Source organism: Dyadobacter tibetensis Y620-1 (genome assembly GCF_000566685.1).
GTDB lineage: Bacteria > Bacteroidota > Bacteroidia > Cytophagales > Spirosomataceae > Dyadobacter > Dyadobacter tibetensis.
Genome location: NZ_AZQN01000007.1, coordinates 199,686 through 215,247, shown reverse-complemented (window position 1 = coordinate 215,247; position 15,562 = coordinate 199,686). Strand labels below are relative to the sequence as shown.

The following is a 15,562-nucleotide window of genomic DNA, read 5'->3' as shown; positions in this document are numbered from 1 at the left end:
CGTAGGATTTATCGGTTTTTTTAAAAAGTTAAATCAATTCCAAAAGTAGTGGCCTTCATTACGGGATAGGCAGTTTCACGATCGGTATAGCCCATTTCTGGGTCAACATGCTTTAACTTGCTTATTGTAAATAGATTCTGAGAGACCATATAGATTCTTGCAGAACTCATCTTCAGCTTCTGAAGGACACTCTTAGGAAGGGTATAGCCTACGCTAAGCGTCTTCAAGCGCAAATATCCCGAATCTGCCCACCAAAAATCTGCATCTTTCGTATTGTTTGCATAAGGGGCCGGTGTGGATCTAGGGTATTTGGCATTCTGATTGTCAGGGGTCCAACGGTTGTTATAATATTCATAACCGGTGTTACTGCCATTATTTTCGAAGGGTACTGTTTGAAACTGACGAACATTAATGCTAGACTTTCCTGCACCCTGGAAGAATAAAGTTAGGTCTATGCCTTTATAGTTTACCGAAGGAGTAAGACCATAAGTAAGCGCTGGATATACTGGATGACCAATGACGGTGAGGTCATCATTATTGATAACACCATCGGGTACGCCATCCGGACCACTTAAATCGGCGTATTTGATATCACCGGGGTGCAGCACACCAAACTGGGTAACATTATAGCCATCCGTCGCGTTGATAATTCCATCACCATTTACATCGTCGGCTGTGGTAAACAAGCCGAGTGATTTGAAGCCATAGGGTGTTCCAAATGATCGGTTCAGTCTGGTACGATTAGGATTGTTGCGTTCAGCATCGGATTGGAACACTTCGAGCATACGGTTTTTGGCATAACTTACATTGGCATTTACCGAGAAATCGAAGTCGTTTGTGAGACGCTTGCGGGTGCCCAGGTTTAGTTCAAAACCACGGTTGGTCATGCGTCCTTTGTTTTCCTGTGACAAATCGAGTCCATATTCAACAGGTAAGGTTACCTGTGGTGCAAGCAGCATCCCGGTACGATTCTCGTAAAAGAAGTCGAACTCCGCTGTCAATAAAGAGTTTAACATGCTCAAGTCGAAGCCGATATCTGTTTTGGTAGAAATCTCCCAGGTAATGGCTGAGTTGGCCTCACGAGGCACCCGCGATCCCTGAACCAAGGTTCCATTTCCAAAGGCATAGGCTCCTCCACGAAGCTCGTAGCCCGACTGGTATTGAAATGGTCCACCGGCGAGCATACCCGCTTTACCCCAGGATCCACGAAGCTTCAATTCGTCGACTGCCCGGATATTCTTCATGAAATCTTCTTCTGATAAGCGCCAGGCTGCAGAGAAGGCAGGGAAATATCCCCAGCGTTTTCCCGGTGCGAAATAATAATGTCCGTCATAACGTCCTGCCGCTTCAAGAATATATTTGTCTTTATAGGTATAGCCAAGTCGGTAGACATAGCCCATCTCAGTTCCCGTATAGGAACTTCCCGAGTTGTCGTAATCCAATTTATCGGAGCTACCAAAACTTAGTTCGTCAATTCCGATAGCAAAATTGTTGCGACGTGTAAACAAATTGTCACCTTTCGTTTGGCGCACTTCCATTACTGCAAGACCTGTGATGGCGTGGTGGCCAAAGGTTCGGTTATAGTTCAGATAGCCCTGGTAGGTGAAATTAGTTCGGCGAATATTTTCCAGTGCCAACCAGCGGAAGGGCTTGCCATTTCCTTCTTGCAGGGATATGGCCTCAGTGTAGGTATATGGCTTTTGAGACAAATCTATTTTGTGATAAACAAAGGGCTCATGCCACGACTTTATATGAGTCTGGGACGGGTCATAACTGAATACACCTTTCACACTTAAGCCCTTGGCAAGCTGCTGCTCAATAAATAAGGTTCCTAAAAGGGTATTGCCGTTAGTACGCTTATAACCATTCGATTTCAATACGCCGACCGGGGTGTTGGCCGAGGATTCTCCCCATTTATCACCTTCGGGATATATCAAGCTTTGGGTGGGCAGAAATTTATAGAAACTACGAAACAGGTGGCCAGAGGTGGACTCATCCGCATCGATGTCCTTGGTATTTTCGATACTGCCAAAAAGCGTCATCCCAACTTTAGTCGACTTGGTAGGCGCCATCTCTAGACTTAGGTTGTAGTTGTAGCGGGAGTAGCTTACCGGGTCAAAAATGCCCTTTTGATCGAAATAGCCTATGCCTGCATGGTAGGTAACTTTGTCGCTACCCCCACTCATTTCCAGATTGTGGTTTTGAACCGGAACATTTTTATTGAAAACATCCAAGAAGTTGGCATTCGGATATTTCCAAGGATCTTCTTGATGTAGCTGGTTATAATTGCTGATCAGCTCTGGGTCATTGGGAAGACTCGTTCCACCGGGAGTCTGGTTAAGATAGGCTTCATTTTGCAAGGTCATGTAATCCTTGGCATTCAGTACCTTTGGTAAGTAGGTAGGGTTTTGAAATCCATAGGAGCTACTTACCCTGACGGTTGGCTTACCGGATTTCCCTTTCTTGGTTGTGATCATAATTACCCCATTGGCGCCTCCGATACCATAAGGCGCTACGGCGGCGGCGTCTTTTAGGATAGTAATCGTTTCTATGCTAGCGGGATCAATCTGGCGGATATTATCCCTGCGTACCCCATCTACTACTACCAAAGGTTTGTTATTACCTGTGGTAACAATTCCGCGAATGTGGATATCTGGATCGTCTTTGCCAGGTTGGCCACCATTAGGACGCATGCTTACACCGGCTACTCGTCCCGCTAAGGATTGTGAAATATTGGGAGAGGGCACTTGAGCGATTGCATCCCCTTTAATTGAGCTAATGGACCCGGTTACAGTGGCTTTCTTTTGCGTTCCATAACCTACTACTACTATCTCGGCCAATGCCTTAGTATCTGGTTCCAACTGTACATCCAGATGTGTGGCACTGCCCACCTGGACCTCTTTGGCCAGATAACCCACGAATGAGAAAACCAACACCGATGAACTCCCATCTACGTTTAAAGTAAATGAACCATCGACGTCGGTCGATGTTCCCCGGGAACTGCCTTTTAGTTTTACATTGACTCCAGGTAAGGCATTTCCAGCCTCATCCTTTACTATGCCGCTCACTTGTTGCTCTGCCACCATAGCACTACGCATCTGCGTAGCCCTATTGCTCAGGGCAACCATTGTAGGGCTCGCCCATAAGGGCGTTGACATTCCGGAAAGTGTAATTAACTGTAATAATGACACTTTAACGATTTGACGTACTTTTACCTGCATGTGAATGTTCGTTTACATGGAAAGAATTGGGTATGACTACTCCATAAATAAGTCCTTCCGCTGCGCAACGGCGAGGACATATACTATTTTCAGCTGAATCTAAAAATTCTATTTTTTCATAGAATAGAACAAAGCTATAGAAAATAAATTTAATGTCAAGCCGACACTTGTAAAACTACCAATATTATTTGATCATAAATTATTTGTATAATTCAAATAATTGGGTCAAAATCTCGCTGGAATAGGTTTAAATCCTAGGCTAAATCGATTTTAGCGCATTCAGAAATATCTTTAACGAGGAACAAGAAAAGTTCCAAAAAAGAATTGGAAAGATTAAAAAAAGAGAAGAGCCAGATTAATTTTTTGGGCTGGGAATCCGTTTGAGTATGGTATATCCCAGGCCACCGGCCACCAGAGAAGCAAGCAAAATACCGTATTTAGCTTCGCTAATCATGAGTTCGTTCGTGAAGGCGAGTTCGGCAATAAAAAGGGACATGGTGAAGCCCACACCGGCCAGGATTGAAACCCCTACAATATGAGGCCAAGTTGACCCTTCTGGCAGCGACGAAAATTTCAGACGTACCATTATCCAGGTGAATAGGAGTATGCCTAAGCATTTTCCTATCAAAAGTCCCATACCTACGCCTAAACTAATGGGATTAACTAAAATGGAGAAGAAGTCCTTTCCAATTAGAATCCCTGCATTGGAAAGCGCGAAAAGCGGCATAATGACGAAGGCTACCCATGGATGGAGGTTGTTTTCCAGTTTTTGTAGTGGTGTTTCTGCATCGGTACTTAGTTTCTTAATGTTTTCGATAATTTGATGCTGTTCTGGGGTTGTCAATGAACCGTTCTGTGGAATGGCATTCTCAAAATCCATGGTGTTTTTGCGTATATTTTTAACATATTCTTCCTCGTTAATTTTAGTTCTGGCGGGAATGGTGAATGCTACCAAAACCCCGGCAATCGTGGCATGGACGCCCGAGAATAAGAAGCCTGCCCAGATGGCGATGCCGATCAATGCATAGAAGAGCATTCCTCTTATGCCTAAAAGATTACCGGCAATGAGCACCAATAGTAAGATACCCGCGACCAGAAGTGGTAAAAATGTGATGGTAGGGGTATAGAAAAAGGCAATAACCAGTACGGCACCAAGGTCATCGGCAACCGCCAGAGCCGATAAAAAAACTTTTACGGAGCTCGGAATAGATTTCCCAGCTAGAGAAACGATCGCCAGGGCGAAGGCAATATCCGTTGCCATGGGGATTCCCCATCCATGTATAGAGGCTCTATTTAAGTTAATAAGAATATATATGGCCGCCGGGACGACCATCCCGCCCAGGGCGGCCATCATGGGTAAGGATGCCTGCTGTATGGATGATAGTTCCCCAGAAGTGAATTCTCGTTTGAGTTCCAGGCCAATCACAAAGAAAAACAAGGCCATGAGCCCATCATTGATCCAAATATGTAGGGACTGATTGAAAGTGAAATCGCCTAAACTTATCCCTAGTTCCGTGGCCCAGGTATGGTGATAGGAGGCTGACCATGGTGAATTAACCCAAATAATGGCGATGATTACCTGAATAAAAAGAATGATCCCACTGGTAAATTCTTGGCTAATGAACTTATGTACCGGGACAATAATGCGATCTATTGGAGCTTTTGCCATGCTGGGTGGTAAATATTATGTTTTTTACGCAGACGTATCATATTCCTTACGGTCTGAGTGAGGCTTGGAACTTAAAATTTCAGGGATTGGAATATGGAAGAATTACCCCTTACCCAACTATCCTTCTAAAGTCATGCCAGACTATACGTAAAAGGTTTCATTTTATAAAAAAACTCCCTGATTTGCTTCAGAAGATAATCTTTCGAATTTAGTAAATTGATATACTGTAGAAAAAGAACCCTTATTCTACATATGAGATCCGGATCTTTCCCATTATTAGTCAGCTTTTTATAAATGATTGCTGCAATATATCGTGAAATCGACGTCAGGGCAGGAAAAATGGGACAACTGGTAAAGGCATGTTGAACAGCCAGGGTGAGGGGGGGCACAAATAAAAATGCGTTGCACTACCGAGAAGTAGGGTAGGGCAACGCTCGAGAATACCAGGAGTTAAGCTTTATCGGAGAGTGATTGTTTTCTTACTTTCGCCAAGTAGCAGTCGACCAAATGAAGTAAGGGACTGCCCCAGCTCAATCATGGTTTTTTCAAAGGCGGTGGCCTCTGCCTCTTTCACCGCTACCAGTAGGCCCCCGCTCGTCTGAGGGTCAGCCAAAATATATTTTTGTCTATCGGTGAGCGATCCTATTTTATGTCCATAGCTAGCCCAGTTTCGCTGGGTGCCCCCTGGAAAGCATTTTTGATCCAGATAAAATGGGAGGGAAGGAATGGTGGGCACCAGGTCAAAATCTATTTCCGCTGACACACCACTACCTTCGCACATTTCGGAAAGGTGTCCTAAGAGTCCAAACCCCGTCACATCGGTCATAGCTGTTACAGCAGGCATTTGAGCAAAAACTTCTCCTAATTTGTTTAAAGTGACCATGCTTTTAAGGGCAATGGCGGCGTCTTCAGGTTTTAAGATTCCTCTTTTCTGAGCCGTAGAAAGGATTCCCACCCCTAGGGGCTTGGTTAAATATAATTTACATCCCGCTGCAGCCGTAGCATTTTGTTTCAGGTGAGAAATAGGGACGATGCCGTTAACAGATAAACCAAATACTGGTTCGGGGCAATCGATGCTATGTCCGCCGGCAAGGGTAATGCCTGCCTCAGCACAGATGGCGCGCGCGCCTTCTAGTACCTCCCTTGCAACTTCGGGTGCCAACTTATCTATTGGCCAGCCCAGAATGGCTATGGCAAGGACAGGCTTGCCTCCCATGGCATATACATCACTGATGGCATTGGCAGAAGCAATGCGTCCGAAGTCGTATGCATCGTCGACAATGGGCATGAAAAAATCGGTGGTGCTAATCAGGGCAGTCCCATTGCCCAGGTCTAAAACGGCAGCGTCGTCACGTTTGTCATTACCGACCAGTAAGCGAGGATCAGTGGGGAAGGGTTGGGCACTATGTAATATTTTATCGAGAATAGAAGGACTGATTTTGCAGCCACAACCCGCTCCATGCGAGTACTGTGTAAGTTTAATATTGCTATGTTCCATAAGGGGGGAATCTGTTATTTATATATTTTGAAAGGCCTCAGATTGCTGCTGTATCAATACTATGATTTCTTCAATATTATTCGAATTATATTCTAAGGTATACAAGTTAGCCTCCGTTCGTTTGGCTAGTGCTTTCAGATAGGCTTTGTCATAATAGACAAGAACCAGACGGATGAAGTCCTCCATTCTATTGTCCCAAATGGCTTCTATAGCTTGTTTGGTCTGCAAGGGACCCAGGCGTTTGTGAATTCGGAGCGTTCCTTCTTCCAGGAATGTTTTGTCCAGACTTCCGTATTCATTTACCAGAAATTTTATCCGTTGCTCTAAGGGAATTCTTAAATCGAGAAGAGGGGCAGACTGCATCTGGTTGAAAAATACTCTGGGAATATTTCGCTTTCCTATATTCAGACTCTCATCTTCTACCCAAATGGGCTGGACGAAATTTAATTTCTTGAGTTGATATGCCAAATCATTTTCAAATTGCTCCTGACTAGGCTGCACCATACGGTTCATACTGCCAAATGAAGAGCCCTGATGCTGTGCCAGATCCTCCAAATCGATGACCTGATCTCCTAATTTGGCCATCTTTTGCAGTATACGGGTTTTTCCGGATCCCGTCATACCACCTAATATGCGTAATTTGTAGGGACGCTCGAATTGTGCTAGACACCATCTTCTATAGCTTTTGTAGCCTCCTTCTATCAACAACACTTCAAAGCCATATAGGTCCAGGGCCCAGGCCATGGCACCGCTACGCATGCCCCCTCGCCAACAGTGTACGGCTATTTTTTTGTGCGGCGCCTCCATTAATGCCTCTTTGATAAATCCCGACCATTTAGGTCCGGTAAGGTCGAAGCCCAGAAGGATGGCCTCTTCCCTGCCTACCTGCTTATAAGTGGTACCTACCTTTACTCTTTCTTCATTACTAAAAATGGGTAAATTGAAAGTGCCAGGTATATGACCCTGGGTATACTCAGCAGGAGTTCGGACATCCGCCAAGGGAATAGGCAGGTCTAATGTTAAATACTCTTCAATGCTTATGCTTTTGATCATCCTTTTCCAACTTCACAGATTAAGACTACAATTTGGGGATATTTCGGTTAGCATACTGCTAATGCTGTCAATTATTTTAAGCCATTTCGAGAATCACACCTTACGAGTTTGTCGTTTGGGACAGTGGATAAATAGGAAAAGCGGATCTTCCAATGTTGCCACACTGAAAGACCCGCTTTTCCAATTTATGGGGAGATATATCGCTCCTTATCTGTTTACAATAAACTTCTTATGCTGCACGGAATTATTATCCATGGTAGCTTGAAGTATATACATTCCAGATGGTAGTTGTGATACATTGATTCCGGCTGATTCGTTGCTTGCTGCGACTACCTTCCCCGACTTATCCAATACGATTAACTTAACAATTATTGAATCAGTTGCCTGGACTGACAGTCGGTCGGCGACTGGGTTGGGGAAAATTTTCAGGGAAATATTTCCATTAACTTTTATCACCTGTGTTCTGGAGTAAGCGAAACTTCCATCCAGATCCACCATTTTAAGACGATAATAATTGTTGCCGGTTAGGGGATTCCCATCCATGATACTATATAGGTGTTCGCCATGGAAACGCACTTCTTTCATAGTTTCAAACTGCTTTCCATCGGCACTACGTTCTATTTCGAAGTGGGAGAAATTCTCCTCTTCTGCAGTTTCCCATGAAAGATTTACCGCACCTTCGTTGCCCTTGGCTGTGAAGCTTATAAGTTTTACCGGGAGTGGTGTTGAATAATGGATACCGAAGTTCTGGTTGGCAATATTATCATATTGCGTAATTAGATCAATTGAACCGAGGTTAGGACTTTGGGTGGCACCATTCCCTGAACCAGCTTGTTTGGCGGTATTCATCCAGTCTTTAGTGGGTAGGGATGGTGAGGTTGAATTATTAGTTGCTGCTAATACCAATTTGTACCCCTGTTTGTTAGATGGGACGTCGGCAAGCAGGTAGGTGCCGTTGCTGGCTACCGACGCACTCCCGATTATATGGTTAGTATTGTCTACCAAATTAACAAAAAGGCCACCTGCATTGGAGCCCGACTCTCCACCGTCTCTAAGTCCATTGCTGTTTTCGTCGTTCCATACCAGACCGGTAATGGTTACCGGAGTGGCTAGTAAGGTCAGCACAGCCGTGCCTTCCGACCCTTTATTGTCGGATGGTATATTCGCATTGTCAATGGCCTTGAAAGGAATGGTCACCGTGGTAGGGCCACTAACGGTAGGATCGACTGAAATACTGATACCAGCAATCGGTAGACCATTATTATCCGTTGCGAGTTCCACTCCTGAAAGTGGGAATGGATTTACGCTATCATAAGTTACTCCATTAATTTTGATGGCAGTGGCGTTGGTTGGCATGCTAGTAATCACAATTTTGGCAACGTTTCCAGGAGCTGCATCCGTACTGTTTTTCACGCTTGTAAATGCAGTCATAGGCACCTCTACCAGACCGTCTCCAGGAGCGTTATTCGCAGTGGCAGTTCCGTGGCCTGCAATTGGCGCTAGTTCTATTCCGAAATTCGCATCGGAAATTCCCCCTGCACCGCTGGTCGTTACGGATAGCTCTCCATTCGGATTGCCGTCGTTGCCATTGCCTGTACCTATATTTTCACCGGTGTTTACCCATTTATCACCCAATTTTCCTACTAAAAGAGTGGGATTGGCGGGTCGGGGCTGCCCTACTGTTGCTGGAACCATGCTTAAAGCCAAGGTATAGGTTGCCGCCTCATCCGGTGCATTCGTCCAAGCATACTGGCCTTGAACAGGATCTACAGGTAGGGAGGCCAAAATGGTTCCTGAGGCATTGCTCACATTAACATATAATGGTATGGGTTCGCCAGATGTACCCAGGTTACCAATGGGAAGTCCGTTTACTTTTTGATCGTTCAAGCCATTGGCATCATTGAAAACAGAACCTGAAATGATAATAGAAGGTGCTGTTAATGTCATAACAGCCTGGCCCGTATTTGGTGAGTCAATACCTGCGGTGTTGATAGCCTTAAATGGGATTGTCACCGATGTGGCACCCTCTGCGATCGGATCTATAGATATGGTCGTACCAGAAACAGGGAGACCGGTGGCGTCGGTAGTGATCACGATCCCAGCAGCCGGTATGGGATTGCTGGAGTCGTAAGTAACGCCATTGATTTTAAGTGCGGTCGCTGTAGAAGGTATAGCAGTAATCCTGATCTTACTTACCGCACCTGAACTTGGTGTCGTATTGACGAAAGTATTTAATGGTACATCAACAAACTGTGTTCCTGGCTTATTTACCGTTGTATTGGCTCCTTGGCCGGCTTTTGGGGCTAACACAATACCAAAATTAATATTAGAAATGCCCGCACCCGCAATTACCGCTACGACTTCTCCATTTGGTGTTGCATCACTTCCTGCACCAGTTCCTATATTTTCCCCTGTATTCGCCCAGGTGTCTCCGGTTTGGCCAATCAATTGGGTTGGGTTAGCGGGACGGGGTTGGTTAAGAGGGGCCTGTGCAGTACTAAGACTAAAGGTATAGGCTTCATTATTATAAGAAGAAGTTGTCCAGGCATAGTTACCAGTTGAAGCATCTACTGCTACCGATCCTACTACTATACCTGAAGCATTGCTGATATTTACATATAAAGGGATATTTGATGGCGCTGAGGCCAGATTACCAATTTTAGTCCCGTTAACATTATTGTCAGTCAGTCCGTTAAGATCATTAAATACTGAACCCGTGAACGTAATAGGGGAAACAACAGTGATTGACTTCGTTTCTACGGTTTCTCTTCCACAAGCATCTGTTACCGTAACGGAAATCAAACAAGGTGTATTAGAAGTCGTGCTGGGTGCTGTATAGATAGGATTGGCGATGGTGCTGTTATTAAAGGTCCCTCCACAGCTGCTGGTCCATTTATAGGTGATGCCAGGAGTGGTGCTTACCGCTCCAAGTTGAATGGCTGAGCCTGCGCCTACAAACTCGCTGGAGCCCGGAGGTAATGTAAGGCTTAGATTAGGCGCTTTGTCGATAATAGCCAGGAAGCTCCAGTTGAAGAATATGCGCTGTGCGGCGATATTTTCTGGTTTATCACCACCTATATCGTGGCCCGCCTGATACATTACCTGCCCACGGGTATTATCACCGAAGGCGCGTCCATAAATATTAATGGCAGCAGTTCCTGGTGGTACTGTTGTCTTTTTTATGATTGTCGCATAGGTAATCATATTGGTGCTGGGTAACCAGCCGCCGCCTGCCTTTGGCAAGTATACTTGTTCAGAACCATTGGTTTGTGCCTCATCGGTAATGCCCAGGTATTGTGCTACCGGATTGCCTGGAAGTTGATGGGTGTAGGGTGTCTCTGGATCATCATGATCGCCAAAGTCTATCAAGCCTGTCGATGCACCATTAGGTACACCTGATGTAAGGAAGTTCAGTTGGATGGTGTTGCCAGGGTTTTTTACATTTTCTAATACACTCACAGCATGACAACCGGCCCAAATCGCTCCTTTATAATCTTTGTTCCAATAATAAAGGTTGCTATGGGTTTCCCAGGTAGGGTCGGCATGAGGCATAACAAATATATCGTCACAGCTATTTAATGCCGAAGGTTCTTTCCAATATTTATCGCTACTTCCTCCATGGGCTGTAGCGGGTATGCCGGCCTCTTCAAAGAATCCAGCTGCAATTTTACCATTCTTTTGATCGAGCACCCAGCGAGGAGCCACCCGCAATACGTAATCTACGTCTACGGTAAGGCTGCTAGTGGTCGTGACTCCCACCACACCCTTGCTTTGCCAGCTGCTAATGGCTGCATTGACTGCCGGAGTACGCATGTTGGCCGGGATTATAAAGGCACTACCCTTATAACTTACCCCATTATGTGTAAAGTCGATTCCGTCTTTGGCTTTCCCCTCATCCAGGACCCAGCGTACATTAACATTATAATTTTTCAAAAGGTCATAAACCATACCGTAAGGCTTAAGTCCATTTCCCGTTGTCTGTGGCATGACACCCATGTTGACAATGAATGCACCCGCCGGAAACGTTTCATTGGTAGCCAGTGCTGTCTGAAAGCTCATCAAACCCAATAGAAGGCCTAAGCTGAGCTTTTGTACCCATCCAAGGAGCTTTCCGCCGCCTGGATAAATTGTTAGCTTGTGTTTTTTCATGATGATCCGATTAGAGGATAGAAGTTATTATTAAAGGGTAATATTGATTTGTAAGGACATAGCAATTCCATAGGCATATTCAGCCTTTCATTTTGGCGCTATACTGTTCGTGAGTGGCTTGGACCGATGATCGCAAGCAGGTGCTGGATTGTATTTCCGCTTAAGGTATAGTTTTAGTCATTTAGTCAGGTTTAAGGTTATGAATAATTAAGGCCCGATAAAAATGATATAAATTTCTACAGGCACATATTATTGCTAAAGGTTAAAATTCGATAAGACATTCTAGATGTTTTATTTGTGACTTTTCTTCTTAGAAGGGTTCTTTTACATCTCAAAAAAATGTGAATATTAGTATATCCACATAGCTTCGATGGGCTTATCGCATGCAAATATAGGCTGGGAATTTGGAGGTGCAAAACCAGAAATAAACAGGTATACGTCAATTACATCCTGTTGATTGATAATCGGTTTCTATTGACTATACTTTAGATAGTTTCTGGCTTTAAAGAAATGGAAAGCATAAAATATTGGAATCTTAGGAGTTTTACCTTAATTTTTTGATTGGATAAAATCTGGATAGAAATGGATCGACAGAATAAAATTAAGAGGCTATTCCTGATCAGTAAGATTTGATTATGTAGAAGGACAATCTCAACATACAGAAATAATTCTTTTGTTATTTTAAAAGTAATTTATCCCAATTTGAAGAAATGTAGACGTATACTAGAATCGAATCTAAAAAGATGTTACGGTAGAGGGCATACGTAATGCTGAATCGACTAAATGTTACATTTTGATAATTTCTTTAGCCTTTATAAACTGATTGAATGATTTATACCCGAATTTTCAGACATTCAATGCAAAAAAAATGGCTGCCTAATTACTTCGTGATTTACCTTCCATGACGAGTCCAGCAATTTGTTAATCTTATAAACGTATATAGCTAATCCATTTTTGTGATAATTAGATGACTTGATAACCGCATATATTTAGTTGTCCGTCGTACATTTATCAATAAGTTATTCAATATATATTTAAAATTGGCCAAGGAGAACCATGAGTCGATGAAGTAGGTAAAGGCATAGAAATTACTAAGTCTGTTTTATTAAGAATAATTCCAAATTAAAAAAACAAATGAGTTTATAACTAATAGGTTATTTTGTGGGATATTATCGGTAGTTTCGATTAGGTTTAGATAGCCTTATCGATAATACCTTAGGGCTAGTGACGCTTCAAGTAATTTCCCGAAGTGATGCTAAATCTATTATCAAACAGGAAAAGGATAATAGCCTGGAAAAAGTCACAATCGAATCCAAGGCCGACTAGCCAGTGGGGAGAATGGCCAAGGTATGAATATAAGAATGATTATGATGGCCAAAAGAAACCATTGAAAGAGTTTTTTGAATTTTGCCTGATCTTCTTTCTGTCGTTTAGAGCTTCCGACAGCAATGGAAATGACTGTGACGGCGAGTGCCATTCCTACCATATGAAAAAGACCAAAGAATGTCGCTTCAGAATCTAATGCCACCTCGTTCAGATTTGCCCAGAAATATTTGGCCAGGGCACTTTTCACAAAGACCAGAATGCCCAGGGTCAGCTGCACTTGTGCGAAGGTATTGGTCCAATGTCCAAGCCAGCGATCAGCCTCTGAAAATTCTTTACCGGATTTCCATCCTGCGTAAGCTTTGATCGTTGTATAAATAAGGAAAAGGAGCAGTATCCATCGTACGAAAGAGTGGAGTGTAAGAAATAAGATGAACATATGGCAAGTGGGTATAATCTTTTAGAGCGTCAGATATGGAATTGGTTTAGGTCGCAAAGCTAAACCATTCCTTTCATTTCTATCCTATTCGGGTTCCATTTTCCACAGGCATACCCGGCTTGAGGAGCGTAACGAGTTGGTCGGCTTCAATAGCTCCTAAAACCAGACATTCACTCATGATAGTGGCGATCTGTTTGGGGGGGAAATTGAGGACTGCAATAATCTGTTGTCCAATTAAAGCCTCCGCATTATATCGCTTTGTTATTTGCGCCGATGATTTACGAATTCCGAAAGTGCCAAAATCTATAGTAAGCTCGTAGGCTGGTTTACGAGCTCCTTTAAGATCTTGGGCGGTAAGAATGGTTCCCACTCTCATTTCTACCTGTTCAAATTGTTGCCAGGTTAACGGTTCATTGTTCATGTTTCCTACCATTATTATAATATGCTTTTTAGTCTGAGATGCTGTAAGAGTAAAATGGTTTTTCCATCTTTAATAACACCAGTGTCTATCCAATGAAGGGCCTGGTCGAAAGTAACCTCTAAGACCTCTATTTCCTCCTGTTCAAGGTCCAGGCCTCCCCCCGAATTTTCTCTCATATTTGGGGTATAGGAGGCTATAAAAAAATATAGAATCTCTGTTACGGAGCCGGGTGACATATAGGCTTCGAATACTTTTGTAATTTCCCCAATTACAAATCCAGTCTCTTCTTCTGTTTCTTTGCGTATGCAGTCTTCCGGATTATTGCCGTCTAACAGTCCTGCGCAAGCTTCGATGAGCATACCGCTTTCATTTCCGTTGATGTAGGTAGGCATACGAAACTGTCGGGTCAGGATGACCGTATGCTGCTCCTGATTATAGAGGAGAATTACCGCCCCATTCCCTCGATCATAGGCTTCACGTTGCTGCCTTTGCCAGCTGCCATCTTTCTTGCAATAGTCGAAAGAGATTTTCTTTAGGGTATACCAATTATCCGATAAAATCTCCGTTTCTATATTCTTTACTTTATTCATTAGCCATGGGGATTTCGTCCAGATGATAATAAACTTTTAATCCCCATTTATGCGCCAGGGCCACATCCTGATCAGCCCCTGCAGAAGTGCCTGGAATCCTCAGTACTGCGTCGCAGCGCTCCAATATACGATGGGCCACGGGGTATTGGATTTCCTCCCATGCGGCATCCCCGATTTGGGAAGACCCAGCGAGGTGCATCAGCGGAAGAGCGAGCCATTCCCCAATAATAGGTACATGCCCCTTTCTGAATATGGGTAGGGCAACAGCCTCCAGACGATCCATATTTTTTTTAATAAGCTCGGGGTCATCATTGGTACCACCGCGATAAGGTCCTGCTATGAGTATCAACATTTTAGTATTTTTTGATATTAATACAAAGTAAAAGTATAGTGCTGTAATAAGGATTAATGTACCTTAAGAAATGCCCCGCCCTTTATTTTTTCGAATAACACTCAGAAACTCTGGGGTTATGCCCAAATAGGATGCGATTTGTTTCTGAGTAACTTGATTAGCAATGAAGGGATATTTTTCTATAAAGTTGAAATATCTCTCTTCCGCCGGAAGTGTGAGGTTTTCTATGATCCGTAATTGCTCTCTGCTGTAAGCATTCTGCATAAGAATCCGAAAAAAGCGTTCAAACTTGGGGTTCATTTCCAGCAGCCTATCAAAATTATCTCTGCTAAGCTGGAATATCTCACTATCTTCCATAGCTTCTATTTCCATCATAGCGGTTTGGCGATTTATAAAACAATACATATCTGTAACCCACCAATCCTTGAAACAGAACATTATCGTGGCTTCCTTGCCATTAGGATTCTGGCAATAAGATCTCAGTCCTCCACTGATGACAAAGTTAAGGATCCGACAAGGAGAGCCTGCTTCCTGAATGAGTGTTTTACGTGTTATCTTCTTGTAATTAAGTAGATTACAAAACTGATGGCTTTCGGCCTGAGTGAGTTCGATATGTCTATGAATATTGTGTAGTATGGTATCAAAATCCATCATGTATGCTGGTAAAAACAAGAGATTACCTCGAGACTGCTAACATTTAACCATGACTCATTAACCGCCAATTTTTTATAACGAATCAAAATAAATTTTGCTGGGTAGGTTTGTCATATTAGAGCCCAGGCTTTCTTAAAAATGGGAATCTTTAGCGCTCAGTAAGCCAGATAAACGTTCCATATATAAACCCTAA

Annotated in this window: 10 protein-coding genes; all 10 read right to left on the bottom strand. The window is 43.5% G+C overall.

Annotated elements, in window-relative coordinates; all coding sequences use genetic code 11:
• Nucleotides 1-20: 20 nt before the first annotated feature.
• On the bottom strand, nt 21-3,221 hold the full coding sequence (locus X939_RS0117555) for a SusC/RagA family TonB-linked outer membrane protein (RefSeq protein ID WP_229236085.1): 3,201 nt from the start codon (nt 3,219-3,221) through the stop codon (nt 21-23).
• A 355-nt stretch (nt 3,222-3,576) separates the two neighbouring features.
• Nucleotides 3,577-4,890, bottom strand: a complete 1,314-nt coding sequence (gene nhaA / locus X939_RS0117550; protein ID WP_025764595.1) for a Na+/H+ antiporter NhaA — start codon at nt 4,888-4,890, stop codon at nt 3,577-3,579.
• A 457-nt stretch (nt 4,891-5,347) separates the two neighbouring features.
• Nucleotides 5,348-6,388, bottom strand: coding sequence for a selenide, water dikinase SelD (gene selD / locus X939_RS0117540; RefSeq protein WP_025764593.1), 1,041 nt, complete (start codon nt 6,386-6,388; stop codon nt 5,348-5,350).
• An 18-nt stretch (nt 6,389-6,406) separates the two neighbouring features.
• Nucleotides 6,407-7,441: a tRNA 2-selenouridine(34) synthase MnmH gene (gene mnmH / locus X939_RS0117535; RefSeq protein WP_025764592.1), complete on the bottom strand. Its 1,035-nt coding sequence runs from the start codon at nt 7,439-7,441 to the stop codon at nt 6,407-6,409.
• 207 nt (nt 7,442-7,648) lie between these two features.
• Nucleotides 7,649-11,590: a T9SS type A sorting domain-containing protein gene (locus X939_RS0117530; RefSeq protein WP_025764591.1), complete on the bottom strand. Its 3,942-nt coding sequence runs from the start codon at nt 11,588-11,590 to the stop codon at nt 7,649-7,651.
• A 1,300-nt stretch (nt 11,591-12,890) separates the two neighbouring features.
• Nucleotides 12,891-13,352 (bottom strand): hypothetical protein, encoded by a 462-nt coding sequence (locus tag X939_RS0117525; RefSeq protein WP_025764590.1) that lies wholly within the window; start codon nt 13,350-13,352, stop codon nt 12,891-12,893.
• Nucleotides 13,353-13,431: 79 nt separating this feature from the next.
• Nucleotides 13,432-13,773, bottom strand: coding sequence for a tRNA-binding protein (locus X939_RS0117520; RefSeq protein ID WP_025764589.1), 342 nt, complete (start codon nt 13,771-13,773; stop codon nt 13,432-13,434).
• 14 nt (nt 13,774-13,787) lie between these two features.
• Nucleotides 13,788-14,363 (bottom strand): GDP-mannose pyrophosphatase NudK, encoded by a 576-nt coding sequence (gene nudK / locus X939_RS0117515; protein ID WP_025764588.1) that lies wholly within the window; start codon nt 14,361-14,363, stop codon nt 13,788-13,790.
• Nucleotides 14,356-14,715, bottom strand: a complete 360-nt coding sequence (locus tag X939_RS0117510; RefSeq protein ID WP_025764587.1) for a hypothetical protein — start codon at nt 14,713-14,715, stop codon at nt 14,356-14,358. Before X939_RS0117510 ends, nudK begins: the two co-directional genes overlap by 8 nt.
• 63 nt (nt 14,716-14,778) lie before the next feature.
• On the bottom strand, nt 14,779-15,369 hold the full coding sequence (locus tag X939_RS0117505) for a Crp/Fnr family transcriptional regulator (protein WP_198034446.1): 591 nt from the start codon (nt 15,367-15,369) through the stop codon (nt 14,779-14,781).
• Between the last annotated feature and the right edge of the window lie 193 nt (nt 15,370-15,562).